This is a genomic window from Sporosarcina jeotgali, assembly GCF_033304595.1.
In the GTDB taxonomy this organism is placed as follows: Bacteria; Bacillota; Bacilli; order Bacillales_A; family Planococcaceae; genus Sporosarcina; species Sporosarcina jeotgali.
The window spans coordinates 2,420,108-2,446,353 of record NZ_CP116341.1 but is presented as its reverse complement, the minus strand read 5'-3'; the positions used below and the strand labels follow the sequence as shown (position 1 = coordinate 2,446,353).

The window sequence follows — 26,246 nt, the reverse complement described above, 5'->3', positions numbered from 1 at the left end:
ATGTCAGACAGCAACAAACTATCAGTAATTGAACTATTCGCTGGCGTTGGCGGGTTCCGTCGTGGATTGGAACAGGCCAATGCCGACCTTTTCGAAGTGGTCTGGGGTAACCAATGGGAACCTTCACGAAAGTCTCAGGATGCTTTTGAATGCTATGTCCGGAATTTTGATAAAGGAATTCATAGTAATGAGGACATAGCCACTGTGCCCGATGATACGTTCCAGGAACTTGCGCCAGATATCGTTGTAGGGGGGTTTCCGTGCCAAGACTATTCGGTTGCACGATCTTTGTCCGGTGGAAAAGGAATTCAAGGGAAAAAAGGTGTCCTGTTTTGGGAAATTAAAAGAATACTTGAAAATGGGAATCCAAAATATGTTCTACTTGAAAATGTAGATAGATTGCTTAAATCTCCATCAAAGCAAAGAGGACGGGATTTCGCTGTCATGCTTGCGACATTCCGTGATTTGGATTATACAGTTGAATGGCGTGTCATAAATGCTGCAGAATATGGTTTTGCACAAAGACGCAGGAGAGTTTTCATATTTGCTTATAAGAATGGACTATCATTCGAGAAGCAACAAAAGGAATTGGACGAGTCATGCATTCTTTTCAAGGAAGGATTCTTTGCGAAGTCATTTCCAGTTGAAAAAGAACCATTCAAAAACCGTATTGAAATGGGAAATCTTCCTGAAGATATCGTTAAGATTTCCGATGAATTCTCATTTAATTTCCATACATCCGGAATAATGAGGAAAGGCTATATATATACAGCGCATTTAGTCCCGGAATTGAAAAAGCCCATTACACTATCAGAAATCCTTTTGGACGAAGATTTGATTGAAGAGAAATATTATCTTGCTCCTGAGGCGGAAGCGAAGTTCAAGTATCTAAGAGGCCCTAAGAAAATTGAACGGACATCCGCGGATGGTCACAAGTACCACTTCTCGGAAGGTGGCATGTCACCCATTGACGAGCTGGACAAACCGGGTCGTACAATGTTGACAAGTGAAGGCTCTATTAATAGAAGTACTCACATTGTTGAAGTGAATGGTAGGAAAAGATTACTTTCTCCAATTGAATGTGAACGTTTGAACGGATTCCCTGATAATTGGACTGCTGGGATGACAGATCGCATGAGGTATTTCTGTATGGGAAATGCATTGGTTGTAAGTTTAATTGAAATTATGGGTAAAAGAATTGAAGAGATAGAAACGACAGCAAATGACAAACTGACAGAAATACAAATGAATTTCTCCATTTAACCGATACCTATGTATCGGTTTTTTTGTTTATATGGTAGAATTCTGGTAAAGAATTTAGGAGAGTGTTGCAGATGATTTATAAGAGCAGAGCTGAACTTATGGATAAAGCGTCTCAAGCAGAGGGGCGGACATTCGGTGAAATCGATAAAAGCGGGAGGATTAAGAACGAACGTGCAAAAGGTCAATTAGGACAAATAGTGGAAGAGAGTTTCTTTGAATATAAAATTAATTCCACTAGTGAAGCGGATTTTGCAAATTTAGGTATCGAACTTAAAGTAACGCCTGTAAAATCGAATAAAAACGGAACGTTGTCTGCGAAAGAACGGTTAGTATTGAATATTATTAATTACATGGAAGAGGTTAATAAGAGTTTTGAGGACTCCAGCTTTTGGCACAAAAATAGAGAGTTGCTGATAATGTTCTATGAATGGTTGCCACAAGTGAAGCGTTCGGATTATAGGATTATCAAGTCATACTTGCATACCTATGCCGCAGAAGATCTTGAAATCATCAAGCAGGATTGGGAATTGATCAATGAGAAAATAAGTCAAGGATTAGCTCATGAACTATCGGAAGCAGACACGAACTACCTGGCAGCCAGCACAAAAGGTGCCAATAGTAGATCCCTAAGGTATCAACCGAATAGTCCAATACAAGCCATGCAACGTGCATATTCATTGAAGCAAAGTTATATGACCACCTTGATACGTAAAATAATTTCTAAAGAAGACTTGACTCATATCGCTACATCTGACGATTTGAAAAGTATGAGCCTGCTGGATATCCTAAATAAGAAGTTCGATGCCTTTAAAGGGAAATCCTTGGAGGAAATTTCAGAATTGACTGGAATTAAATTGAATCCGAAATCAAAAAACTTCCTCCAGATGTTTGTAAGCGGTCTTCTTGGCATCAGAGGAACAAAATTGGATGATATCGATGAATTTGCAAAAGCTAACATTCAATTGAAGACTGTGAGATTGGAACCGAACGGAATTCCTAAGGAGAATATGTCTTTTAAGAATATAGATTTTCAGGAATTCGCGTGTGAAGAGTGGGAAAATAGTTGGCTGAATGATTATTTTCTTGAAACAAAGCTGTTATTTGTTGTCTTTGAATATAAAGATACTAAAAAAGAAAATGAATCAAGGGAACTGTATTTTAAAGGGATCAAATTATGGAATATGCCGATATCTGAAATTGAAGGAAGACTCAAAGTGTTTTTCCATGATGTACAGAACTTGATTCGTGATGGCATTGAATTAACGCCTATTCAGCAAAAGACAAGAATTGTCGTAAAGAACAACCTACCTAAAGCCAAATCGAATCAGCTCTGCCATATCAGACCAAAAGGTCGCGATGGCTCAGATAAAGTACCACTACCAGATGGAAGAATGATTGCTAAGCAATGTTTTTGGCTAGATCGTGAATATATTGGTGAATTATTAGCAAGTAATCTGGATGTTAGGAACAATTAACTGATATGGGTAGGTAATCCCATACTATGTTTGCCTATGTAAGATAGAACTAGGATACTATTTGGAATTGCTATGAATATGTACTTCACGTAGGCAACTGTTTTCAGTCCAATTATTGGATAATAACTATCCTGTGGCGAATATTGCCTCGGGATTTATTTGAAGTGATTTCATGGGACCTATGGGTTATAAGAACTTTGTGGTAATATGTACTATACAATGTATTTACAAACCCTTCTGAAAACTAACGTTTGAAAGGTATAGTTCAGAAAATGACTAGGAGGAATAAAATTGAGCAAGTTAGAAGATAATAGCGTATCAATATATGAAGCGTTAGAGAACATAAAGACTGGTAGATATGTAATGCCCGCATTTCAAAGACAATTTGTGTGGGGAATGGAACAGATTGAAAAACTATGGGATTCTATCTTGTTAGATTATCCAATTGCTACTTTTCTATTTTGGAATGTAGATGATTCCAACGTGACGTGGGATACATATTTTTGTAGCTTTTTGCATGAGGTGACATTCGACAGCAGAAAGCAGGCTGACAGTGTGAACTATGAATTAACAAGTATTGATGTAAAGAATACCAACACGGCAATACTGGATGGACAACAGCGCTTAACTTCATTATTTCTATCCTTGTTTGGAGAAGCCTACATCCGACCGAACTATGCAAGAAAGAAAACTGGTAGTAAACATATAACAAAACTACTTATAGAATTAAATAAGAATAAGATTTCTGTGGTTGAGGACGAATACAACAGTAAAAAATTTGATATTAAGTTTAGCGAAAAGGTCGGTCGACTAAGTCCTACGCAATTTGAACTTAAAAATATTCTCGATGAGAAATTTCGAGACGATACTACAAGACAACAAGCGATTGAGGACGCAATCACTAACGTGCCAGCAGATAGTAAAGAGTATGCTAGAAATATCTTAGAGAAGCTTTATAAAAAAGTATTTGTAGACAAGTTAGTCAGATACACTGAAATTAAGGATATGAAACAAGACGACGCCCTTGAAATGTTTGTGAGATTTAATAGTGGTGGTAAAGCACTGCGGAAATCTGAAATAACTATGTCAATACTTGAAGCGTACTGGCCGAGTGCTAAAACTGAGTTTGGACGAGTTCTTGTTGACTCTTATGCTCAATTCGGTACAGATTTTATCATCCGTGCGGCACTTATGTTATATGGTGATGTTGTGAAATCAAGTATTAATAAAAAAATTGCAGAGAATTTAAAAAATGATTGGACCGGATTCAAAAATGCCTTAAAAAACACAGAACTGTTACTCGGGGAAATGAAAATAGATGTAAACCGATTTTCAGGTAGCTGGAACGTATTACTGCCAATTATCTATTACGTTTACTACAATCCTGAATATGGAGATAATATTAAAGAAGTACGTGCTTATTTGTTAAGAGCGATATTCTTCACTTATTTCCAGTCAGGTACTACGGGCAAACTACAACAAATTAAAAGTAACATCAATAGCTTTGATTATAAAATTACTGTTGAAATGCTTGATCAGATGAATGATTTAAGAGTCACAGAGGGGAAAATTGAAGACGTTCTTAACATGGAAAAAGGTAGTAGGGTTGCAGGCGAGGTTCTCTATTATTTGAATCTGGATTGGACAAACAGGAATTTCAAATACGAGCAAGATCATTTACATCCAGATAATAGATTTAGTGAAGCGAAACCAGTCTCAGTTAGTATCGAGGATTGGAAAAATTGGAGGGCTTTACGTAATCGACTACCTAATCTTCATTTACTTGAAGGAAGAAGTAACGGTAGTAAAAGTGATATTAGACTTGTTGACTACTATAATGATATGAATGATGAACAAAAAAAGAGTTTTTACAATCAAGCTATGATTCCAGAAAATATTTCGCTTGAAATAGAGAGCTTCGATAAGTTTTACAATGAAAGAAAATCCATACTTGCAGTAAGAATCCGCAACTTGTTAGGATAAATGTTTTTTTATGTTTTTTCTGTGTAAAAATACAAGGTTGACACTATTCGGAATTCTCGGTATATATGTACTACACAAATGGACAATGCTACATTGTCCATAATATTGTATGTGTAGCCAGTGATTCGTATTATACGTAAAAGATCACAAAAAAATGTTTCTGATTGCTATGGCGCATTGAAAAATATAGCAGAAAGAAAAGATATTTATTTCCCTGTGTAAGATACAACTTGGACACCATTCGGAACTGCGAAAAATTCTCTTTTACACAGGCTATGACTCCCTTATTAAATGAGTTCTCGTTTTATACTACGCAAAAAAACGAAAGGAGACCACCAATGGGATTCCGATTTCAAAAACGCATCAAAATCGCTCCAGGGGTACGTGTAAATATTAGCAAAGGCGGAATTAGTACCTCCGTTGGTCCGCGCGGGGCATCCGTTACTGTTGGGAAACGCGGCGTTCGAGCGAATGTAGGCATACCGGGTACTGGGATTTCGTATTCAGAACAATTGACGTCTAAGCGTACGAAACGTCCCCAAGGTTCAAGGGCTCCCGTCCGTTCAAAGAATGCGTTACCTGCTTCGGCTGACACTCATGAAGTGGAGGCGTACAATGCTTATGTCCAAATGCTGCGCTCCATACATCTGGATACGAAAGAACCGGTGGATTGGGGAGCCATTTTGGACGAGGACCTTATGCAGTTCACAGAAGAGAGCCCTCATACACGCTACAGTCGTCAGCAATTGGCGGAGTTTGAACCAAATTGGTTGGATCGATTGTTCCGTCGTGGACAAGCGAAAAAACAAGAGTTAGCAATTCACTTGAATGAGGCGATTGTAAAAGATCAGAAGCTCCTCGCAGAGAAACAGCAACTTCATGAGTTAACGACTAGGGTGCTAGCACATGAAGAAAAGGCATGGCTTGAAATACTAACAACTTATGACGCTTTTGAGAGTGTGGAGAAGTTCGGCAACCATGTCCATGTTCAGTTTCGTGAAGGAACCCTGATCCTTAGTCTGGAAATGGGTGAAGAAAAAACGGTTCCTGAAGAAGTGTTGTCCCTCACCGCTAAAGGAAATTGTTCCCGGAAAAAGATGGGCAAGACTAATTACTATGCACTCTATCAAGATTATGTGTGCAGCTGTATGATTGGAATTGCGAGAAACCTATTTGCGCTCCTTCCAGCTGACAGCATTCTTATCCATGCTTATGATGTTAGCCAAGCCGACGCGCCACCTGTAAAAGGCTGCATTGTTTCTGCGAGAATTTCGCATGAAGATTTGTCTGATGTACTTTTTGATATTATGGATGCTTCCAAACTGATTGAAAGCATGGAACATCATATGAATCACTTGAAAACGAAGGGATTCCGGTTGGTCGATGAGTTGGAGTGAAGTGTTTAAATTCATCACTTCATGATAGTTCAATCAGACGTATCGAAATAAGCGTATTCAATCTCGAAAGCCGTGTAACACGCAACACCAGCACTCATAGAATTCGTGTTTAAATTGTGGGGTACACAGCGTTACTGGATTATCGGAGATTTCCCGTGAACGAAAGATCCTGGTTCCCAGGCAAACAGAAGTCATCAACTGAAACGGAATACTCTTGATAGATATCCGAAAACAGCTCATCACTAATAAGCTGCCGGAGGACACCTTTGAAGTATCCAGGCAAGTTGCGGATTGTTTTTGTTTTCTGTGCCATGACCGCGATGCGAGTGGCACGGTGAGCTAGTTCCTCGAATAATGGACCTTTCTCTTGATGGATTTCAAACTTCAGCATTTTTCTGGATAGGACTCGATGGATCCCGAAAAATTCTCGTGCTTTGGAAGCATCTCCGCTGATTGACAATAAGGATTTCATCTTCCCGAATAGTGTTGTGGATAACTTTTCTGCCGCAGGCTGAGACGTCTTTATAGGATCTTTAAGATTTTTAGATTGATAGAAAGAAGGTTCGTTTTCAAAATGTGGCCTTGAATCCTCGCTCTCATCTGCTTCTTTCTCGTTCGTTCCCCTGTCCAAATTCCCCTGGTCATCTACAGGCAAAATGACGTAAATGTTAGCGCCAAGGCCACTCATCACAGGACGTACATAATGAATTCGTTCGATGATCTGCAGCTTTTCCAGTTTGCGAAGTGTACGGCGTACAGTGGAATTGGAAAGGTTTAATTTCTTTTCGATGGTTTCGTGTTTCAAGTGTGCCGCTAAGTATTTCACTGAATAACAACGGATCATTTCAAGTATCGCGCGATCGGTTTTATTTACCTTGTTCCAGTGGATGTCGAGATGCATTCTTGCAGCTGCGTCCATTTCTTCTTTACTGCTGAATCTTGCGTAGCTTGATAAGTAGTGTGTCATTTGTAAATCCCCCTTTACTCGCTATATAGAGTCGAAAGGGCAAAAGGTAGACAGTCGGATTGAATTTTTTTGACTCGCACAAGCAACTGCTGTCAATCGTCTTGCAGACAATGTGATGGGGGTTGTTCTGCTTTGTCTGATGGCGGCGCTGCAACGCCTGGAAGTTCTTTGAGTGAAGCTCTTGTACCAAGTGTATAGGGGATGTTTTAATTTTAGTTGAGAATACTGGAGTCTGGCATTCGTTGTAGTTAGTAAGGTGATTCTTTCTGTGTCAGACCGTGCGGAATAGTTCTAAGGTGACCCGGCAGCGCATATGAAAAGATGAAACTCGATCCAATCAAGGTCAAGTGGAATAGGTAAGGGAATAGGAGGCATATCTGTTTTATGGGTATGCTTCTTTTTTATTACGGTAAAACAAAATTGTTTGGATAGGATGGCAGGCGGAGCACCATGTATGCTACTGATAACCTCCCACGAAAAGTACGACTCGTGGCTTGGTTATGCCACAAAGTGGAATACCTGGTATCAGAGTAGGATGTATAATTTTACATTCTTGCACCGACTGGATAATTAAAGGAAATAGATGTACTTTTCAGAAAACCAGATGTTATACTTACATATGAAGATGATAAGTTCGAAACACCGTTTTCATGCTGTAGCAAGTCCAAATGATGCAGCCATAATGGGGTGGAGTGGTTGGAAACGATTCGTATTAAGTTGACACGCGCATTTGAGCTATTTGATGAGGGCAGGCTTTTGGAAGCAGAAGCACTTTATAAAGACTGTCTTCAATCCCTTGAAAAATCATCTGCTAAATACAAAACTGCTTTACACGGATTAGGCTTTGTTCACGCGTCACAAAAGGAATATAACAAGGCGCGGAAAGTTTACAAAGAACTTAGGGAAATTGCTCGGGAAAATTCGGACATACAAGAGGAACACATAGCAATCCACCAATTGGGTATGGTTGAGCGGATGGCTGGAAATTTTATCGAAGCACAAGCGCTCTTCGATGAGGAACTAAAACTATTGGAAGACTGCAAACCTGATTTCCACTTAGGTTTTGCGGCGAATTTCTATGAACAAGGTTTTATCATGCTGAAAAGACATAGGTTAGAAGAAGCTGAAGCACTTATGACAAGCTCCCTTGAAAACTCGAAATTGTCCGAGGATGCGATTTGTTTAGGATGTGCCTATCGAGGGCTCGGTGAGGTTTTTTTAGCCAAGCATAAAAATGAAGAAGCGAAGTTATACTTCTTGAAATCTAAAAAAGCATTTGAAAAAGGGAATGATGAGGCTGGCGTAAATGACGTCTGCTCCTTGCTTCTTCAAGCAGATTCAAGTAATGGATAAAGCTGCACTTTTAAAGAGACAGATTGACCTTTTTTGTTACAATTCTCTATTCCGAAATGAGGTAGTCATAACAGATGTCTAAAAATATAATCTGGTTAGTTGCTGGAATCTTAGTTGCTTGGTTCATGATTAGTATCTTTACAAAAAATTATGATGGTGATTTCCTGCTCATTCTATTGTTGGGCGTTTTCTTAGGATATGGTGTCGGGAAAACGGAGAGAAAAGAATAGCACAGTCCAGAGCTTTATGCTTTAAGCATAGAATTGCAGCAAAAGGACATGACTTTTATCGGGGCATGGTATGAAACGTTTTATAAAGTAAATACGACCAATCTTTATAATGTCAGATTATAAGGGGCGATGGTGTGAAACTGTCGAAAGTAATTCTTGGTGGAACTGCTGTCATTTTATTGAATGCTTTGGGATGTTCAAATCCCTTGGATACAAATACATTCGAAGTTCATACAACTGAAAATCCTGATGCAGAAGAGGTCTTAGCTTTAGAGCCTGATGCTGACATATTTCAATTTGAAGGGATGATTTATCAAGCTGGAATTGAGTGGATTGAAGAACTGACGTTAACAAAGAACGAACAGGTTGGAGAAATAACTGCAAGATATGAATCCCATACAAACTTTGAAAATAATATGGCGACTCAATTACCTGTTGGAGCCAAAATATTTTCGGCTAAAGAGTCAGCAGAAGTTGGCGGACCTATTTTACTGGTAGAAACAGACGGAAAGCTTATCAAATACACTGGTCTTGTAGAAGGCTAACGCGTATTTTGATTGCTGGCGTAAGATGCCATTCGTACATAATCGTAGTGTCTTACTGTGGTGATGTAAGCTAATTGGTATTCTGTTATCGGGCCATCTTACAGAGCAGACCAGGAAAAGGAGATATCTTGCAATGCGATTTTACGATAAACCACTTAAAGCGTTTCTGTTTAATGCGTTAAGTGCTGTTGAAGAACATGACCATGAACTCATTTACTTTTTTGAAAAAGGATACGTGACAGTTCTTGGTGAATTTGAACATGAGAAGTATGTTGGAGGTATAGCTTGTCTTATTTTCAATCAAGAGGATGTTATATCTGTATCAAAAGGAATGTTACGATTTGTAGAATATAATTAATCGTGAGATCAGTTTTATTTCTTCCACACTTGGGGACAGTTATTGAAGATCCAGTATGCCTGAATCAGGCCATATAGTTAAGGGGGGAAAAGAAATGTCACAGTCTGTAATTTTTGATATGGATGGAACACTGTTTCAAACAGATACAATATTAGAAATATCACTGGATGATACTTTTGAACATTTACGTTCAATGGATAAATGGGACGCAGCGACGCCAATTCGGCAGTATCGTGAAATCATGGGAGTTCCTTTGCCACAAGTTTGGGAAACTCTGTTACCTGATCACTCTACTCAAGAAAGAGAATATACAGATGCGTATTTCCTTGAAAAACTGCTTGGAAATATAAAAAATGGAAACGGTTCTTTGTATCCTAATACGAAGGAAGTTTTAAGTTATTTACATGAGAATGAGTTTTCAATCTACATAGCAAGCAATGGGTTAACCGTATACCTAGAAGCCATAGTGAGTCATTATAACTTGGACAATTGGATTACAGAGACATTCAGTATCCAGCAAATTGAATCATTAAATAAATCTGACCTGGTTCAGAGTATTGTAAAAAAGTATGGGATTACTAATGCAGCAGTAGTAGGGGATCGCCTATCAGACATAAAAGCAGCTAAGGATAATGGGTTAATTTCAATAGGATGTAATTTTGATTTTGCGAAAGAAGATGAACTTTCTCAGGCCAATCTAGTCATAGATGATTTAATTGAATTAAAAACAATTTTACCTAACTTACCTATCTAACTACTCAGTTCTTCAATTATCAGGGGCGTATCTATACCAAAAATCAGCTTCCGATCTTAAGGAAGCGGGCAAGACTAAGGAATCCGAAGGGGGAAGATAAGTGGATAACGACCTTTTTAAAATCAGAAAGGCAGTTGTAACAGATGCTATCGGAATCGCTACAGTACACATCGATAGTTGGAAAACAACATATTCCAATATAGTTCCAGATGAATATTTATCTAACCTTTCGTACGATAGTCGTGAAAAAATGTGGACCAATGCCATCCCTTTTGGCGATATTTATGTAGTGGAGAACGGCATTGGAGAAATAGTTGGATTTTCCAAAGGCGGTAAAGAAAGAAGCTGTAAGTATAAAGGATATGATGGCGAGATATACGCTATCTATATTTTACAAAAGTATCAGGGCAAAGGAATCGGAACAGCCCTTGTAAAGCCAATCATTAAAGACATTATTGACGTTGGAATAAACTCAATGCTTGTTCTTGTTTTGGAAGATACTAATTCCCGTAAGTTTTACGAATCACTTGGCGGAAGAAAAATTGATACAGTTGAAGTGGAGATAGGCGGTAAGAAACTTCCCGAACTGGTATATGGCTGGGATGAAATAAGGACTATATTTCAGCTGATTAATTAAATTATTTTTTATTATTTCTTATGTAAAATATAAAAGTAGGGGATCCTATGAATTCACAACAAAATACCAATAAGCCAGTGAAAGCGGATAATCTTATTCTCTTTACCTTTCTCCTGCACGTCTTTTTACTGCTATGTGCCAGTGCCGTACCGGAAGGACGTTTTCTATTTTGGCTGCCCATCAATCTGGCAATTGAGACTTTCATCATCTTCCGCCTTCTCCTATTATGGAAGCGGTATAGTAAGTATGAACCGAGGCGGTACAATTCCCTCCAATTGTATTGGGCACTTATCGGATCTTCTATTTTTGCAATGATGCCTTTTGTTAGATCAACATATGGCACGTTGGCTTTTTGGCCATTCCTGATTGGTACCGTGTTGTTATTCTTAATCAGCCATTTATTGAAAGAGAGGATTACTTCAGTATTTGTGAATCCCGGCAAAAGGAGGCAACTCATCAAGTTGCCGAAAGTGCTTGCAGTCATTGTTCTGTTGGGACTTGTAATCACTGCAATGCTGCGCTTTACACAAGCACATCCTAACTTGGGACTTATTATTTTTTTATATCTGTTAGCGGGATTTTTGCTTTTTTGTGCGACTCCTTTTTCACTTGACCAGGAACGAATCGAGAAGCTAAAGGCCGATTAAGAAAGGGGGGAATTCTAGGGAATGAAATGTTCGTGAATTTAGATAGCTTTTGCAAATTACCTGGCTAAGACCGTTTGTTTTTTTGCTGTATAAGTGTGTATCTGGATTATTAAACGATATAGCAGTCGGGCCATTATAATGCTAGAGAGTGATTAAATGAGAGTTAGTTAATCGTTTTTACAGTAAGTGATTTGAAAAGGAAGGTTAGGAGATTCCATTGAACTGGAAAGTAGAAAATTTTGTATTCGATAGCTTGCAAGAAGCGGATGTTTGGGCTGACTCCATAGGAAATGAAATGTATGCAAAATTGTATGATGGCTATGACGTTTGCGATAGGTAAGCCTTTGAAATCATCTCCAGCTTTTCCCCCGCTCCACACAAAGCGTGCAAGTTTCCTTGCACTTTGCGTTCCATCTATCGATGGATACTTGATTATAAGTTCTTCGTTCCATTTTGACGTGAGATTATACTACCGTTTCAAGCCCACATTCCATTCGGTATTGGTTTAGTTTCTTAATCATTGAAGAAGTAAAACCAAATTTCCTTATTTCAGATGTGATGATTTCTGTATCTATACGATGAACTAACCGGTGGATATCTTTATGAAGAATACGGAGATTTCGAAACTCATCCGTTCCTCCAAGATGTTTGGGTCTATAATGATGGCAATGAACTTCACTAGCAGTTAAATTCCAACCTGTAAGTTCACATTTCCCCATCTTCATACTGAAGCGACTAATGCGATTATCCATGTATTCAACCGTTCGGTTGGGAAGAACAGCCTTCATTATATTACTAATTTCCAAACGAACATCCGGCTTTAATTTATCGTAAATTTTCTTTCTGCCTTCCTCCGTGAAGAGTGATAATGTCGGACTAAAATTCATCGTATTTACTGTCCGTACATCTCCAACGGGAAAAAGATGAACCCCCGCAATCTCAAATGTTTTAGACCTTGTGCTAAAGTACTTCTTATAAGTAGTACTCGGTCTGATTGGGCGTCCGTATTTCCCTACAGGACGAAGGCGGTTATACAGAAAGGCTTGTAAATCGTAAGCAAGACGTGAGAATTCTAGATTGACATGTGTAGCTCCCTTAAAATAATTGTGAATCCCTAAAACAAAACTATTAAAGCGTAAAGCATTTTGAGTGGTTGGGGAGGCTTTTATCCGTAAGATATGGACTTTTGCTTGTTCTTTGAGTTTCTCCCGCTTTTTCTTTTTAACGCCCGTATGGGCAACCCTTTTATTTCTTTTCTTATTCGCTTTTATTGTAAAACCTAAGAATTCAGACTTTCTTTTCCGCAAGTTCACAATTTGTGACTTTTCAGGTGAAATATCTAGTTTTAAACGCTCTTTGAGATACAACTTTACTGCGTGATACCACTTATGAGCTGTTTTCCCATCTCGGCAAAGAATTTTAAAATCATCTGCGTAACGGACAAGATATCCTTCTTTTAAAGCGGTACGCTTCTTAGCGACCACTTTACCTTCTCTTGTTTTATAGTTTTTCGAAAGAGGGAAGAATTCCCACTGACCCGCAACCCACTGGTCAAGGTCATTGAGCACCACGTTCGATAATAAAGTCGATAAAATTCCACCTTGAGGAACACCTTTAGATGGGACGCCCTCTTTATCAATCTCGGCTTTCAGCATTTTGGATATACAAGCCAATATTTTTCTATCCTGAATGCCTAAGTTCCATAATTGTTTGATTAGAAGTTTATGATTCACATTATCGAAAAACCCTTTAATGTCAACATCCACAATATAATGCAAATTAGCAGTATTGACTAAATGTTGTACTCTAGCCATGGCATGATGAGTAGACCTTAATGGTCTAAATCCATAGCTGTGTTTGTAGAAATGGGCTTCAGCTATTGGCTCTAGAACCTGTTTAAAACACTGTTGAATGACGCGGTCAAGAATACATGGAATTCCAAGAGGTCGGTATTGACCGTTCTCCTTTTCAATCCATACTCTTCGGACTTTCTTAGGTCGGTAGTTTTCTAGTTTTGTTTGAATGGTTTTCACCAATTCATTTTCCGAAAGCTCTTTAATATCTTTGATGGTTTTCCCATCAGTACCAGGGGTCTTTGACCCTTTATTAGATTTAATCGTTCGAAAAGCTAAGAGAATGTTCTCTCTTGAAGTCACCGTCTCGTAAAGACGACTGAACGTATCCTGTTGACTAGCTCTTTCGTATAAATCCGTGAAGATTCCCGTCATATTGTAGTAATCCCAATATCTCAAAGTTGACACTGTGGCATCCCTCCAAATGAGTGATGTTCCCACATTCTTACCCGATCGGTGTCATTCACGTGAAGAAAATAATCGTTCTCATGGATAGACTTGGGGCTGTTCCTCCATTTCCATTACAGAAGATTCATCAGTCGTGCCCCTACCCTCACAAGGATAAATGCATTTCGGCTTGCGCCTTATAGCAACCGTTTTAGATGACAGTCCTTATTTCAACGTTCCTTGGCTTTCCAAGTCCCTTACAACATAGCTTTCCGTTCTAGACGTAGGTGTTTCCTGTAAGCCTGTGAGCTGGATACCGCCTTTGTTCGGTATAGCGTATTTCAGAGGGCGCACTTTTACTCCACACCACTCACCCCATCGTTGGATGGGCCATAGCTTTCACTATGTTCAATCTGTAGACCCGTACCTTCAGAAATTTGTCAGTTCCTTTAGACTGGAACATTCTCACCCTATCTAGTTTTTCAGCCACCCGGCATATCCGTTGGCATACCTTTTCTAACGAATGGCTCTAGCCTTCATTCTGCCGACTCTACCTGAGCTTCGAACCCCATGAACTGTCACTCATGACGCACGCAGGAGTATCGGTGAGATAGTTTCGGAATACATGGTTTCCTCATTCCTATCTTCTGTTGTAAAGTTGAAATTTGTATTATAAATTCCCTGTGTTTTCATGCCGAAGGCATTTATCACAGAACTTGTCGCGCACACCCGATTATAAAATCGCTGTCTCCCTAGCCTTTCGACTTGCTGAGATGAATGAGTTTAGGGTATTAACCAAAAGTACAATTGGAGAATCTGTTAGATATAAAGTTTGGGTAGTTCCATTATAAAAAAGGATTATTTTCTCCATGCAAATTTAATTAAGTTTTTACGATATAAAGGGTTTGTGTCAATCAGTCTGCAGGAGTTTCGAATAAGTCATTTTGACAGCCGGAAGAGGTGCTAATCTACTAATGTTATTTATTTTTATAGTATTTTCAATACCTGTGTATGGCTTTTCTATTTGGAGTCTTTATGAACCGGAAGATAGTTTTTTCTTTTTAGATCGCTGGAGATATAAAGAGATTCCGGAGTTATCGGATATTCAAATCAAGCTGATTCGGATAGGGAGCATCGTTATTATGATTGTATGGACCATATTATTGATTAGTGCTGCTATTGATGCCTTTACGCCTGACCCTCCATTACCTGGAATCCAAGTCATGAGCCGCTAATGGAAAATTTCTAATCCCATCCGAAGTTATAGATGCCTTCCGTACCCGCCTATTTATAGGAGCGTACGGTATTTTTTTTGTCTACGGAAGAGCGAGGCATGGATGGCATCCCCCCATTAGGATTTGCTGGGATAAGATGACAGTGAGCTGCATAAAGTGAAACTGAAGCATTATTACGCCCCAGGAGGTATCTTATGAAAAAGTGTATAGTCGTTGTACTTATTCTTGTTGGGACATGCCTGTTAGCTGCTTGTTCGTATGACAGTGAAAAAGCGATGGAAAATGGGGATGTCATCAATATGAATGGTCCTGTTTATAACTTTGAACGATTTGAACAGTTTTTAGGAAGCGTCCATGCAGAAGATTCCGCTGCTGTTCAGATCTCCAATTTTACACTTGAGGGAAATCCGACATTGTATAAGTTAACGTTTGACGGGACAGGTTTTGATTTGGAAATCGACAGCTCAAAAAATAAAAAGCGGGGAGATACTCCTGCTAAAGTGAAAATGTCCTGTACGGAGCTGGTAACAGAGGAAGGGCAGCAATTATTCACGTATACTCTAGAAGGATGCGAGCAAGGTGATAGTTCCGACACCTTCAATCTGCTTAACGTTTTTAAGGAGGAAGAGCATGACCATGATCATGGATTTTAATGCGTGAAAAATGGGGATGGCCTTTTGAAAAATTTAATTTGCATTGGTTTTTAACTGCATGGAACTTGTATGGCAGACAGTTCAGATGACCAAAAAGGAGTACAAAGGAAATGATTGATTTACTTCAAAAACCCACAATAGTTGGACGAAAAGTAATTCTAAGACCATTTGTTGACGAAGATTTTCCTTATATTGAAGAATGCTTGAAAGATCCGGAGCTATTGAAATTAACCGGGAGCGATTCCGTATACAATCGCGAAACCGTTTTACACTGGTATACAACAAGAAATGAACAAACCAATCGTCTGGATCTGGCAATTGTTGACCCTGTCCAAGGCTGTTTAGTAGGGGAAGCGGTGGCCAATTCTTACGATGCAGGAAATCACAGTATGAACTTCAGAATCATGATTGGACCTCGTGGGAGAGATAGAGGATTAGGATCAGAAGCGACCCAGCTGTTCTTGGATTATCTGTTTTTCAGTACTTCGCTGTGCGGAATTACGTTAAGCGTATTTGAATTTAACCCTCGGGCGAGGCACGTATATGAAAAATTGGGATTCGTCGAATGCGGAATTGAAGAGAATGATCTGGAATTTGAAGGAGAATGGATTAATTCGATCCTGATGTCTTTACCAAGGGATGTCTGGCTGGGAAGGGAAAGTTGAGGGTCGGTCCCAGTTGAAGCATTAAGGCTGCATTATTGTCCGTTTTTTCCTAGATGTTAATAACGCCAATTATAAGGATAAAATAGAGATTACAAAAACATCATTTTAAATAAGTTTAGAACTATTTGCTTTTTCCACATTCATATGTTATTCTTTAGGTAGTATTATCTTTGTTCTTTTCAGATTGAGAAAAAGATTTTGTTTTTCGTCTAAGGTATTTGAGCAAGTATAGTAACTAATTATGCGGAAATCCGCATTAGGAGGCAATAACTATGGAACAAGGTACAGTAAAATGGTTTAATGCAGAAAAAGGTTTTGGATTCATCGAACGCGCTGAAGGAGAAGACGTATTCGTACATTTCTCAGCTATCCAAAGCGAAGGTTTCAAATCTTTAGACGAAGGTCAAAGTGTAACATTTGATATCGAGCAAGGACAACGCGGACTTCAAGCTTCAAACGTTCAAAAAGCATAATTAATGCGGAAAGAGATCCTGCTTGCAGGGTCTCTTTTTTTTGCGCAAAATTTTTCCGTGTGTGATTGGAGTCAAAAATCTTTCTTGGAACGTTTTGTAATTAATGGATCACTGTGCAGCATGCATGTTATCCTTCCAATTTCATCAATAAAAAAGAATCCTTGCCGGAACAGCTGGCAAGGGTTTTTTATTGATTTCATCCTGAGGCCATGCAAATGAAAAGGAATTAGTTTATGCTGTATCCCTTAGAGGGGAGTAAGAATTTTAAGGTTTATGGACTGTACCAGCGGTTCACATCTGCTATATCGCTAATGAATTAAAAGAACATTGAGAAAAAGTTACACGTTTAAGAAATGGAAATGTTATACTTAATATGTAGAGTTAACAAGTTGAACTTCTGGTGAGTCAACTGCTAATGAGAATAAGATCTGTGCGTTGATAAGGACATTAAATGTAAGGGGGATTTGGGTGGTAGGATTCATAAAGAAACGACCCGTCATATCCTTTCTGGCTGCTCTTGCCATCCTGTTTCTATGTTTGGGAAGTTATATCGTTAACTGGGCATTTTATGATATAGAGAGAGTCAGTAAAGATGAATTATTGATTGAAAGTACTTCTCCGAACGGCAGCTACACAATAAATTTGTATAAAAGCAAGAATGGTGCAACCGTCAAAGACGGAATTATTGGGGAACTTGTTTTTAATGAAAAAGACAAAAAGAGTAAAAATATATATTGGGATATGGAAGAACATGCAGCGGTGGAATGGATTGATGATCGTCTCGTAACTATAAATGGCCATAAACTGAAAGTGCCTGGCGATACGTATGATTACAGACATGAATGAAGCGTTTTTGTCGATGCACTAACAAACGATTTTGTGTGAAAAATGCACCCGTATAGGAAGTGGCATGTTGGAGGAAACAGATAAAGACGTTTTATATGTAAATATGTTGGTTGGTACAGCAGGACCGCTCATGATTTTTTGGGGGATCGTGAAAGCCAATGAAGCTATGGGCAGTACGGCTTACGGTTTTACTTTGTTTGGTTTCACTTTAGTCATGATTTATATAAACTACCTCGAAAAGAAAGCTGGCATACCTAAAAAAGCACTATGGATTAAATCGATACTATCGATTCTTACAGTTGCGATTTTCCTTATATACTACTTTTAATTGTGGCAAATTACCGAAATGCAAAGGAAAGGAGTTTTTCAGTTGTTTAGCCATTTTAAAAACAAACGATTTTGGATACTGCTGCCGCCCTATTTTGTAATAGGTGTCTTGTTGGTTTCTTTTACACCCGCTGGTTATAAATTCTACTCACTTTTGGCGATGATCATTGCTTTCTGGGGAACGTATTATAGTTGGAATCATTTTGGCGGCAAGGGAATTGATAGAGAAAGTACCGTTTGATACTATTGACATACCACAATAAATAATTTCACTGGCAGAGCGGCTAGTTAGTGAAAGACAGCAAGTGAATAAGCAACTTAAACTCTCTCTATGTTAAGAGAGAGTTTTTATATTTTGAAAAAACTTTCAGAGTCAATGTTGTGCTTATGGGTTTCACTATTTGTATACTAGACCTGTCGAGGAGCTTGTTCCTGTCGCTATTTCTAAATGGAACGACAGTTGTTCAGATGACTAGGAGAATGTTAATACACTAATACTTGAAACGAAAGCTGAGGAGGACTTATATGGAAACGAATGTTTTTGAAGAGCTTGCGAAAAGATATGATACGCCCTTTCGAAAAGAATTGGCGGAAGAGATTGTGAAGGAAGTACGTCCGGAGCTGGAGGGAGTTCAACCGAAGACACTTATCGATTATGGAAGTGGAACGGGTCTGGTCGGACTGGAGCTGACGGATTTAGCCGAGTCGGTGCAGCTGATGGATTCATCCAAACAAATGTTAGCAGTGGCAGAAGCGAAAATCGAGCGGCGGGAAATTGCGAATGCAACTGTTCGACATGCCGATTTCATGGAGGAATTGCCCGATCTTCAGGCGGATGTTGTGCTGCTGTCACTTGTGCTACTCCATATTCCGGACACTGAAAAGATATTGAAACAGCTGTATACCATTTTATCGGATGGCGGCACATTACTCATCGTCGATTTTGACAAAAATGAGTTAGTTAGCCATCCGAAGGTGCACAATGGGTTTACACCTGAAGAACTGCATGACAAGTTGACCCAAGCAGGGTTCTCATCAATCTCGAGGCATACGTTTTATGAAGGCAGTCAGCTTTTCGTAAACCAGGATGCCTCCTTGTTCCTATGCAGTTGTGTAAAAGCAGGCTGAAGCAATGAGAATCATTATTTAGCGGACTCTACGGAGCGTTGGTTGCGGGTCAAACAAACCAGAGCGTAAGATGAACTTATCAGGAAGGGGAGGACATGCCTTGGATTATGAGAAAGTGGGACAAGTCATTTTAACATTACGGAAGGAAAAAGGGTGGACGCAGAAAGAACTTGCGGATCGCCTGCATCTGTCGGATCGGACCATTTCAAAATGGGAGCGGGGGGCAGGATGTCCGGATGTCTCGTTATTGACTGAGTTGTCAATCCTTCTTGGTGCGAATATCGAAGAAATTCTGGATGGCGACCTAAACGCTAACGACTTCGTAGGAGGCAATATGAAAAAATCAAATTACTTTGTTTGCGACTCATGCGGCAATATCTCATTGAACACTGGAAACGCATCCGTCTCTTGCTGCGGCAGAAAACTCACACCGTTAACAGCGAAAAAGGCCTCAGATGCCCATTTGCTAAACACGGAAACCGTGGATGGTGAACTGTATATTTCGAGTGATCATCCAATGGACAAGGATCATTATATTTCTTTCTTAGCATTTGCGACCGGAGACCAAGTTCTAGTGATCAAGCAGTACCCGGAATGGGCGCTGCAAGCAAGAATTGCAAATCGCAAACATGGCATGCTGCTGTCCTATTGCACAGAGCATGGCTTGTTTTATCAGCATGTGTAAACGGAGATGTGCTATGAAGAGATAGGAAGACTTGCTGGAAAAAGCTTTATTTCGGCATCTTCTTTCGTCTCAGAGTAACTCCTTCTACATTGAAAAGAATCTCTTTTCGAAAAATGACACGCGTTTCCCGTCAGGTCAGAAATCCGAGCCGTTAAAATAAGTCATATAACAGCTGCTCTGCATTCCGAAGATTGCTCAGCAGCTGCTAAACCAGATCGCTTCGCTCATCTCTTTTACTTCTATCCTTCACAATTATTTCCTCTTCTTTTTCATAGCGACTTACATTTGTTCCAATTATTCACTGGAATAAACTATGATGTTAAAATATTTCTCAAAAACACTGGCAAAATAGGATTCGACTCATTGAAAAACGGGTAAATTTCGGTTTAGATGCTTGATCATTACTACTTATACACATAAGGAACCATGAATGATATAAGCTTCAAATTTATAAACTGGTGATACTCGTTTGAATTTGCAGACCTGTAACAAAGCTAGTGAAAGAGGGTAAATCGTATAGTAACTCTAGAAACATACTTGGAACAGCACTTCAAAAATGGAATTTTGCAATCACCTTTGTTTCCTGCATGGGATAAGGGCTTAAGGTTTGAACTTTCAGAACCTGGAGCCCACATAGATGATGCGAGCGGGCTGAAGCAAGCCATTCATCGTTCAGTTGCTCTATTTGATGAAGTGTTCCGGGATGAGGATGACTTGCTTGTTGTGGCGGATGTATTTACAAAGAAAAGTCATGATTTCTTTGAAAAGAGACCGCTGACGACGTATCGGACGTTTGTCAAAACTCAAGAAGTGCTGGATCAGGTGAGACATGAACTGATCACAGAACCGCGAAGTTCGGATGGGGATGAGATGATCACTCATCGTTTTCTTCAACCGTGTCGAAAAAGTGATTTACGCTATGACCTCATGCTCGAAACCAAATGTTTTGAACAGGAGAGATTACCGATTACGGGGTTGATGAAAGAGCCTGACAGCAGATTTCAACTCTATTATCTGAACAAAACCCGCAACATCATCTATCATTTGTTCAGCGAACGGGGCTGCGACATTATCGCCTCTGATATTGAGCAGATTCGGCCTTTGTATGAAATGTACACGGATTGGATTGAAGATGATCATCGAACGCTGATGGACACGAGATTTAAACAGACAGATGCCAGTTCTTAAAAGAGAACGTGTGTACATGCGCTACACTGCAGTACAAAAAGGCGAGCCCAGCAACGTCATGATCCATGACTTGTTGAGCCCGCTTTTTGTTTTCCTTTTATAATCCGCTATACATTGGACAACTTAAACCCTGCTGAAAGTCTTTTCGAACTTTACGATTTATAGAATGACTGTATTTCTTCAACGAGATGAATTCAGTATTGCACAGAACCTCGTGTATGGGTTTTGAACTTCTCTGGCGACGGGTCAAAGTAATCTTCTGTGTATGCTGGGACAAACTCGTCGTTTTGCACATAGCCAGCGCCCCAAGTAGGATCCATGGTCAGCCATTTCCGATCCACTTTCACTTCTACCCATGCGTGGTTCTCGGTGTTTAACTCAGTTCCAGCTGTTCCAATGATGTATCGGGCTTCTAATCCTGCTGCACGCAAGAGGGCGATGGCTAAATAAGAATAGTCGACACAAATGCCTGTTTTGAGCTCTAACGTTTTTAATGCACTGTCATCCCATTCGTTTCCTACGTTGAGAGATTTGTTTACATCATACGAAATGTTTCTCGCTGTATATTCATAGATGGCTTTAGCTTTTTCAAGGTCAGACATGCCGTCCGTTATGAGGTTGTTGACCAATGACTCAATTTCAGGAGCATCTGACTGTATGCTGACAGAGGGAAGCAGATCACGCTGATCTCCAGCAGCCGTGTTTTCTACAACAAATTGTGCAATCTCAAAATAAGAAGTGGTTGTCGTGTTCGAATTCTCAATATCCGGGAGCAAGACGTTCACCGTGTATATCCCGGGGCCGAACCGCAAATAGATTTCATCATCGAATTGAAAGTCAGTGATGGGAATGACGGATGATGCGGAATCGACTCCTTTCGTCACTGTTACAAAGAGGTTTGGGATTTCTTCAGAAGCTGGTTTAGACTTTCCGATTGTTCCAGAAATTCGATAAGACAGATCTGCGGTCTCGCCACCTTTCTGCGGTGAATTAAAGGTGATGCCGTACTCGTCGAAGACGGAACTTTTTTGGACTGTTTGAATACCCTCATCGTCCGTGCTGTCTATATAGAGAACGGAACCGATTTCGTAATAATCGTCCTCTGGAAGACTGACCAGCAATTCATGAATTCCCTTGCCGAACCATAGCGGAATTTCTATAGAGAACTTACCTTTTTCGACTGAAGCATAGTGAAGCGAATGATAGTCATCTTTTCTTAGTTCGAATAGAAGATCCGGAACGGAGAATTGATCAGAATTGACACTGCCTTTTAGCGTAATTGTCTTGCTTCCGCTTATCAGTCCGCTTCCAGGTTCCGAGATTTTTAAATCTGCTTGAATGGCTCGGGGAGTATACGTAATTTCCCGCTGCTGTCTCGGATTGACGTTAAACACTGTGAAATTAAGTGCTTCATAGTAATATTCGTCAGGGCGGTCATTTGCAGGCAGTGAAATGGTTACTCGATATTCGCCTTCTCCGCGGAAGAGCTGGGTTTCGAGTTTGAATGCTCCGTCTTTTAAAGGGACATAATGGTCTTGCGTGCCATCTAAGGGACTTGAATAGTTTTCATCAAAAAATCTGATTTGAATCCATGCGTAATCAGCAGATAGCTTTTCCTTACTTTCAATCATACCTTCAACGTGAAGCATTCCGTTTACAGCAAAATTGGAATGGGCCGGCTGGGTGAGCTCAACTCCAATTTTATCTGCATATTGCTGGCGATACACAGGCTCTTCTTGAAGTTGTTCGTTCTTTAAGTTGACCGCTGTTTCCAGTGCAAGAAGTTGTGCTTTAGTATCTGCAGTTTGCTCCCCGATAGTTATGTTCTCAGGTGAACAAGCGCTTAATATGAGGAAAGAGATTAGTAAAGACAGGATTAGAGAAACAGTTCTCACGTTAATGGATTCCCTCCTTAGTAAGATTGCCAGGAATGGTTCTGAAAAAAGAAATGTTCTGTCAAATTATAACTCTATACGAGAGCTGTTGTATAATAGTTTCAATGAATTGATAGGAACTTTGATAGCAAACAGGAGGAATGCCCAATGAATCTGCTGACGTTTGAAAAGAAAGTCAGGTCGGTAATTCTCGAACGCGGAATCTCCTATTACATCGAAGGCCGGGTAGATGATGTAGTGGAAATGCCGGGAAACCGATTCGCCGGCGAAGTAGCAGGAAGTGATGTGTATGAAGTCGACTGCAAAGTGGATTCGAATGGAACGATTATCTATTCATACTGCACCTGTCCGTATGATATGAGTTCTGTCTGCAAACACGAAGTAGCGTTCTATTTTTATTTAAGGGACACGCTTGAAGTGGTGAAAAACGATGAAGAGAAAGCAGGGTCCGGGATGCGCCGTGTATTGCTCGATTTGCCGAAAACCGACCTCGTCGACCTTCTGCTGTCGCTAGGAGATAATGATGATCAAGTACTTAAGGAAATTCATCGGTTTTTAGAAGGCTGATTGTCAGCGAATAGCTTCCAAAATGATTAGGAAATTAACATACCTATTGAAGTCAGCAAACGGAGGCATTTAGTTGATTTAATGGTATACAGATGAATGGAAGTATACAGTATGGCAGCTTCCAACGATGCAAATAGTGGAATAAGAATTATTCCTTATGATGAAGCTTTCTATCCAGATATTCATAGAATGTATATTGAAGAAGGATGGAGGAATCTCGCCGAAAACGTTTCGGATACAAAAGCAGCTTGGAACCATTCATCCATTGCGTTCATAGCAGTCACAAAAGAGGACGAAGCCGTAGCGTGCCTGAGAGGTTATACGGATACTATTGTAACTGCATTTATTTGTGAAATGCTTGTAGAGAAGAAATTTAGAGGCTTGGGTATTGGTACAGAATTCTTGAATTTTGTACATAACCTTTATCCGAATACGCGCATTGAGCTGTTAGCAACAGAATCATCCCGAACCTTTTATGAAGATGAAGGCTATCGCACGTTTTATGGTTTTAGAAAGTCTTATTGAGGTACTCTGGTAAATTAGGAGACCAGTTCAACTGGATTTTCACCTTCAAATTTTGTGGAAACAGTAGAAAAACAGTTCGTCTGGAAGACTACTCTGCATAGGGCGTAAGCTGTAAAACACACTTTCCAACTTTAGGATCGTGTGTTTTTGGCATTTATACACAATAGTTCTTAAACAACTCGGGTAGTGCTTTTGTATATGGCTGTAACATATATAAACTGTGGAAGGAGAGAATAATCGAATGTAACAGAATATTCATAAATGTCAATAATAAATCTAGCTTATTTTCATTTTGTGACCTATACTAATAGTTAGAATCGTTCAGTACGAAAGTATCACAAAAAATAGGAGGGTTGTCTATGAATCGATTCATGAAGAAGTTCGGTTTTATTTTTGTTTTAGCTTTATTGCTCCAGCTTACTGCGTTTCCTCTGCAATTCCAGGCGGCGGAAACTGACGCTGGTGGTCCTACTTGGGTCAAGCCAGTGAATTACTTAGCACTGGGGGATTCGCTGGCTTATGGTATATCATCTGAGGGAATGCCAGGGAAAGGCTATCCAGATTTTCTCGCACAATCATTAGATGACATGAAGATGCTGTCCGCGTCGAACAAAGGATTTGCTTATCCTGGATTTACTGCGACAGATGTTTTAAAAGACTTAAATGACAATGTCACTAAGCCAAGTGCCGGCATCCATCAGTCTGGCCAAAACATCGCATTGCATCAAGCAATTCAGGATTCAACCCTTATTACAATTAGTGTCGGTGCAAACGATATGCTGAAGCATATTAAAATCGATCCTGCTACAGGGGTTCCGCAATTCGATATGGCACAGATTACAAGTGCCATTCAACAAGTCGGAATGGAATATAATCAGATCTTAAAAGCAATTCATGAGATTAACCCGAACGTTCAAGTGTATGTCATGGGGTACTACAATCCATTCCCAACACTTGCAGCAGACTATCAGCCGCAACTTGCACAGTTGTTAGCAGGTTTGAATGGATCGATTCAAGCAGGGATGCAAGGAACTTCTGCTGTTTTCGTTCCAACCAGTGAGCAAATTGCTAAGGATTACAAAAGGTATCTGCCGAATCCAGCAAATATTCACTTAAGCGAAGCCGGATACAAAGTGATTGCGGATGAGTTTGGCACTCAGCTGAAAGCAACTTATTCTTGGGTTCCTAAGGATGCATTAACTGCAAAACTTAAAGGCGATGGCACAGCAGCACTTACATGGAAGCCAGCGACGGATACCAAAAAAATCATGGGGTATGGCATTTATATGAATGAGGAACTCATTGGCCAAGTTGGCGCAGATGTTCTCACCTATGATGTACCGAATCTTAAAGCGAACACAGATTATCAGTTTAAAGTGGTAGCTGTAAACGAAGACAAGGTTGCATCTGCTGACAAACCAACGGCTAAGGTTACAACGAAAGCAACAGAAACACCAGGACCGATTCTTTTTAAAGATATTCAAAATCACTGGGCAAAGTCCTATATAGAAAAAGCAGTGGATGCAGGGATCGTCTCGGGGTATTCAGATGGTACATTCAAACCGGATCAGACGTTAACGCGTGTTCAAGCCACTTCAATTATTGTCCGGACACTTGGTCTGAAACCAACAACGCCAGCACCATTTAAAGACATTAGTCATTTCTCAGAACAGATTCAATCGGAAGTTGCAGCAGCGTCCCAATTTGGAATTGTGTACGGTGTCAACGGAGAGTTGAAACCGAATGATCCAGTCACTCGCGTACAACTCGCAGCGATGCTGAACAGAACATATACGCTGGTGAAAGGGAAGCCATACGTTGCAAAAGCACCAGCACCCTACAAAGATATTTCCGGCTATAGTACTGAAGCGCAAAATTCGATTGCGATGTTACATGAGTTTGGCATTGTACATGGATCGAACGGGAAATTCCTTCCTGGAGATGGAACAACTCGCGGTCAAGCAGCAAAAATACTTGTTAGTTATTCGAAGTACCTTCAGTAGAATGGAACCTCATCTGCTGTTGCCCTCAATGAGCGGTCATATACCGTCTCGCTGGGGGCATTTTTGTGTGGAAAAGGATGATTGGCAATCAGTAGCCACTTAGAGAACCAAGTTCAACTTATACAACAGCTTTGTGAATAGCCGCTGGAAGTAAAAAAACTTAAGAAAAGTTTCTGTTGAAATAATTGCTGGCATATAGGGAAAGCT

At 39.9% G+C, this 26,246-nt stretch carries 26 protein-coding genes and 1 pseudogene; 24 read left to right on the top strand and 3 right to left on the bottom strand.

Annotated elements, in window-relative coordinates; translation table 11 throughout:
* The 4 genes from dcm to PGH26_RS12305 all read left to right on the top strand — a co-directional run bounded on the left by dcm (nt 1) and on the right by PGH26_RS12305 (nt 6,118).
* A complete protein-coding gene (gene dcm / locus PGH26_RS12320; protein ID WP_323691354.1) occupies nt 1-1,263 on the top strand; it encodes a DNA (cytosine-5-)-methyltransferase in 1,263 nt (420 codons plus the stop codon).
* Nucleotides 1,264-1,334: 71 nt separating this feature from the next.
* On the top strand, nt 1,335-2,738 hold the full coding sequence (locus PGH26_RS12315; RefSeq protein WP_323691353.1) for a Sau3AI family type II restriction endonuclease: 1,404 nt from the start codon (nt 1,335-1,337) through the stop codon (nt 2,736-2,738).
* Between the two features lie 291 nt (nt 2,739-3,029).
* Nucleotides 3,030-4,721 (top strand): DUF262 domain-containing protein, encoded by a 1,692-nt coding sequence (locus tag PGH26_RS12310; protein ID WP_323691352.1) that lies wholly within the window; start codon nt 3,030-3,032, stop codon nt 4,719-4,721.
* Between the two features lie 338 nt (nt 4,722-5,059).
* Entirely contained in the window at nt 5,060-6,118 is a 1,059-nt protein-coding gene (locus tag PGH26_RS12305; protein ID WP_323691351.1) for a DUF4236 domain-containing protein, read from the top strand.
* A 139-nt stretch (nt 6,119-6,257) separates the two neighbouring features.
* On the opposite strand, the gene PGH26_RS12300 is transcribed toward PGH26_RS12305, so the two are convergent.
* Nucleotides 6,258-7,085 (bottom strand): hypothetical protein, encoded by an 828-nt coding sequence (locus PGH26_RS12300; RefSeq protein WP_323691350.1) that lies wholly within the window; start codon nt 7,083-7,085, stop codon nt 6,258-6,260.
* A 696-nt stretch (nt 7,086-7,781) separates the two neighbouring features.
* Between PGH26_RS12300 and PGH26_RS12295 the strand changes: the two genes are divergently transcribed.
* The 8 genes and pseudogenes from PGH26_RS12295 to PGH26_RS12260 all read left to right on the top strand — a co-directional run bounded on the left by PGH26_RS12295 (nt 7,782) and on the right by PGH26_RS12260 (nt 11,949).
* A complete protein-coding gene (locus tag PGH26_RS12295; RefSeq protein ID WP_323691349.1) occupies nt 7,782-8,438 on the top strand; it encodes a tetratricopeptide repeat protein in 657 nt (218 codons plus the stop codon).
* 74 nt (nt 8,439-8,512) lie between these two features.
* A complete protein-coding gene (locus PGH26_RS12290; RefSeq protein ID WP_323691348.1) occupies nt 8,513-8,668 on the top strand; it encodes a tRNA U-34 5-methylaminomethyl-2-thiouridine biosynthesis protein in 156 nt (51 codons plus the stop codon).
* 134 nt (nt 8,669-8,802) lie between these two features.
* Nucleotides 8,803-9,213: a hypothetical protein gene (locus PGH26_RS12285; RefSeq protein ID WP_323691347.1), complete on the top strand. Its 411-nt coding sequence runs from the start codon at nt 8,803-8,805 to the stop codon at nt 9,211-9,213.
* Between the two features lie 133 nt (nt 9,214-9,346).
* Nucleotides 9,347-9,571, top strand: coding sequence for a hypothetical protein (locus PGH26_RS12280; protein WP_323691346.1), 225 nt, complete (start codon nt 9,347-9,349; stop codon nt 9,569-9,571).
* 79 nt (nt 9,572-9,650) lie between these two features.
* A pseudogene (locus PGH26_RS12275) lies at nt 9,651-10,325 on the top strand (HAD hydrolase-like protein); the annotation flags it as partial.
* A gap of 100 nt (nt 10,326-10,425) precedes the next feature.
* Nucleotides 10,426-10,962 (top strand): GNAT family N-acetyltransferase, encoded by a 537-nt coding sequence (locus tag PGH26_RS12270; protein ID WP_323691345.1) that lies wholly within the window; start codon nt 10,426-10,428, stop codon nt 10,960-10,962.
* A 47-nt stretch (nt 10,963-11,009) separates the two neighbouring features.
* Complete coding sequence (locus PGH26_RS12265; protein ID WP_323691344.1) at nt 11,010-11,609, top strand: hypothetical protein; 600 nt, start codon at nt 11,010-11,012, stop codon at nt 11,607-11,609.
* 217 nt (nt 11,610-11,826) lie between these two features.
* Entirely contained in the window at nt 11,827-11,949 is a 123-nt protein-coding gene (locus PGH26_RS12260; protein ID WP_323691343.1) for a hypothetical protein, read from the top strand.
* A 124-nt stretch (nt 11,950-12,073) separates the two neighbouring features.
* Here the strand turns inward: PGH26_RS12260 and ltrA are convergent, their stop codons facing one another.
* Nucleotides 12,074-13,870: a group II intron reverse transcriptase/maturase gene (gene ltrA / locus PGH26_RS12255; RefSeq protein WP_323691342.1), complete on the bottom strand. Its 1,797-nt coding sequence runs from the start codon at nt 13,868-13,870 to the stop codon at nt 12,074-12,076.
* Nucleotides 13,871-14,823: 953 nt separating this feature from the next.
* Here ltrA and PGH26_RS12250 point away from each other — a divergent pair.
* The 9 genes from PGH26_RS12250 to PGH26_RS12210 all read left to right on the top strand — a co-directional run bounded on the left by PGH26_RS12250 (nt 14,824) and on the right by PGH26_RS12210 (nt 21,049).
* Entirely contained in the window at nt 14,824-15,084 is a 261-nt protein-coding gene (locus PGH26_RS12250; RefSeq protein ID WP_323691341.1) for a DUF6199 family natural product biosynthesis protein, read from the top strand.
* Nucleotides 15,085-15,278: 194 nt separating this feature from the next.
* Nucleotides 15,279-15,737 (top strand): DUF4362 domain-containing protein, encoded by a 459-nt coding sequence (locus tag PGH26_RS12245; protein WP_323691340.1) that lies wholly within the window; start codon nt 15,279-15,281, stop codon nt 15,735-15,737.
* Nucleotides 15,738-15,847: 110 nt separating this feature from the next.
* Nucleotides 15,848-16,402, top strand: a complete 555-nt coding sequence (locus PGH26_RS12240; protein ID WP_323691339.1) for a GNAT family N-acetyltransferase — start codon at nt 15,848-15,850, stop codon at nt 16,400-16,402.
* A gap of 272 nt (nt 16,403-16,674) precedes the next feature.
* The gene (locus PGH26_RS12235; protein WP_323691338.1) at nt 16,675-16,875 is read left to right on the top strand and encodes a cold-shock protein; all 201 of its coding nucleotides are present in this window, start codon (nt 16,675-16,677) and stop codon (nt 16,873-16,875) included.
* Between the two features lie 468 nt (nt 16,876-17,343).
* Nucleotides 17,344-17,721 carry a DUF5412 family protein gene (locus tag PGH26_RS12230; protein WP_323691337.1) on the top strand — a complete coding sequence of 126 codons (378 nt, stop codon included), beginning with the start codon at nt 17,344-17,346 and terminating at the stop codon, nt 17,719-17,721.
* A 67-nt stretch (nt 17,722-17,788) separates the two neighbouring features.
* Complete coding sequence (locus tag PGH26_RS12225) at nt 17,789-18,049, top strand: hypothetical protein (protein WP_323691336.1); 261 nt, start codon at nt 17,789-17,791, stop codon at nt 18,047-18,049.
* A gap of 524 nt (nt 18,050-18,573) precedes the next feature.
* Nucleotides 18,574-19,176: a class I SAM-dependent methyltransferase gene (locus tag PGH26_RS12220; RefSeq protein ID WP_323691335.1), complete on the top strand. Its 603-nt coding sequence runs from the start codon at nt 18,574-18,576 to the stop codon at nt 19,174-19,176.
* A gap of 100 nt (nt 19,177-19,276) precedes the next feature.
* Nucleotides 19,277-19,861, top strand: coding sequence for a helix-turn-helix domain-containing protein (locus PGH26_RS12215; RefSeq protein WP_323691334.1), 585 nt, complete (start codon nt 19,277-19,279; stop codon nt 19,859-19,861).
* A 537-nt stretch (nt 19,862-20,398) separates the two neighbouring features.
* Nucleotides 20,399-21,049: a DUF3885 domain-containing protein gene (locus tag PGH26_RS12210; protein WP_431312495.1), complete on the top strand. Its 651-nt coding sequence runs from the start codon at nt 20,399-20,401 to the stop codon at nt 21,047-21,049.
* A 194-nt stretch (nt 21,050-21,243) separates the two neighbouring features.
* Here PGH26_RS12210 and PGH26_RS12205 read toward each other — a convergent pair whose 3' ends face one another.
* Nucleotides 21,244-22,944, bottom strand: a complete 1,701-nt coding sequence (locus PGH26_RS12205; protein WP_323691332.1) for a transglutaminase domain-containing protein — start codon at nt 22,942-22,944, stop codon at nt 21,244-21,246.
* 147 nt (nt 22,945-23,091) lie between these two features.
* Here PGH26_RS12205 and PGH26_RS12200 point away from each other — a divergent pair, with 147 nt between their 5' ends.
* The 3 genes from PGH26_RS12200 to PGH26_RS12190 all read left to right on the top strand — a co-directional run bounded on the left by PGH26_RS12200 (nt 23,092) and on the right by PGH26_RS12190 (nt 26,039).
* On the top strand, nt 23,092-23,511 hold the full coding sequence (locus PGH26_RS12200) for an SWIM zinc finger family protein (protein WP_323691331.1): 420 nt from the start codon (nt 23,092-23,094) through the stop codon (nt 23,509-23,511).
* Nucleotides 23,512-23,622: 111 nt separating this feature from the next.
* On the top strand, nt 23,623-24,036 hold the full coding sequence (locus PGH26_RS12195; RefSeq protein ID WP_323691330.1) for a GNAT family N-acetyltransferase: 414 nt from the start codon (nt 23,623-23,625) through the stop codon (nt 24,034-24,036).
* Between the two features lie 359 nt (nt 24,037-24,395).
* Nucleotides 24,396-26,039: an S-layer homology domain-containing protein gene (locus PGH26_RS12190; RefSeq protein ID WP_323691329.1), complete on the top strand. Its 1,644-nt coding sequence runs from the start codon at nt 24,396-24,398 to the stop codon at nt 26,037-26,039.
* Nucleotides 26,040-26,246: the final 207 nt, after the last annotated feature.

What these genes read in the sequence shown, in the direction of transcription:
- PGH26_RS12250 (WP_323691341.1), top strand. Translation starts at nt 14,824, where the DNA reads ATGTTATTTATTTTTATAGTATTTTCAATACCTGTGTATGGCTTTTCT.
- PGH26_RS12235 (WP_323691338.1), top strand. Translation starts at nt 16,675, where the DNA reads ATGGAACAAGGTACAGTAAAATGGTTTAATGCAGAAAAAGGTTTTGGA.
- PGH26_RS12290 (WP_323691348.1), top strand. Translation starts at nt 8,513, where the DNA reads ATGTCTAAAAATATAATCTGGTTAGTTGCTGGAATCTTAGTTGCTTGG.
- PGH26_RS12315 (WP_323691353.1), top strand. Translation starts at nt 1,335, where the DNA reads ATGATTTATAAGAGCAGAGCTGAACTTATGGATAAAGCGTCTCAAGCA.
- PGH26_RS12240 (WP_323691339.1), top strand. Translation starts at nt 15,848, where the DNA reads ATGATTGATTTACTTCAAAAACCCACAATAGTTGGACGAAAAGTAATT.
- PGH26_RS12305 (WP_323691351.1), top strand. Translation starts at nt 5,060, where the DNA reads ATGGGATTCCGATTTCAAAAACGCATCAAAATCGCTCCAGGGGTACGT.
- PGH26_RS12300 (WP_323691350.1), bottom strand. Translation starts at nt 7,085, where the DNA reads ATGACACACTACTTATCAAGCTACGCAAGATTCAGCAGTAAAGAAGAA.
- PGH26_RS12265 (WP_323691344.1), top strand. Translation starts at nt 11,010, where the DNA reads ATGAATTCACAACAAAATACCAATAAGCCAGTGAAAGCGGATAATCTT.
- PGH26_RS12200 (WP_323691331.1), top strand. Translation starts at nt 23,092, where the DNA reads ATGAATCTGCTGACGTTTGAAAAGAAAGTCAGGTCGGTAATTCTCGAA.
- dcm (WP_323691354.1), top strand. Translation starts at nt 1, where the DNA reads ATGTCAGACAGCAACAAACTATCAGTAATTGAACTATTCGCTGGCGTT.
- PGH26_RS12245 (WP_323691340.1), top strand. Translation starts at nt 15,279, where the DNA reads ATGAAAAAGTGTATAGTCGTTGTACTTATTCTTGTTGGGACATGCCTG.
- PGH26_RS12195 (WP_323691330.1), top strand. Translation starts at nt 23,623, where the DNA reads ATGGCAGCTTCCAACGATGCAAATAGTGGAATAAGAATTATTCCTTAT.
- PGH26_RS12190 (WP_323691329.1), top strand. Translation starts at nt 24,396, where the DNA reads ATGAATCGATTCATGAAGAAGTTCGGTTTTATTTTTGTTTTAGCTTTA.
- PGH26_RS12220 (WP_323691335.1), top strand. Translation starts at nt 18,574, where the DNA reads ATGGAAACGAATGTTTTTGAAGAGCTTGCGAAAAGATATGATACGCCC.
- PGH26_RS12280 (WP_323691346.1), top strand. Translation starts at nt 9,347, where the DNA reads ATGCGATTTTACGATAAACCACTTAAAGCGTTTCTGTTTAATGCGTTA.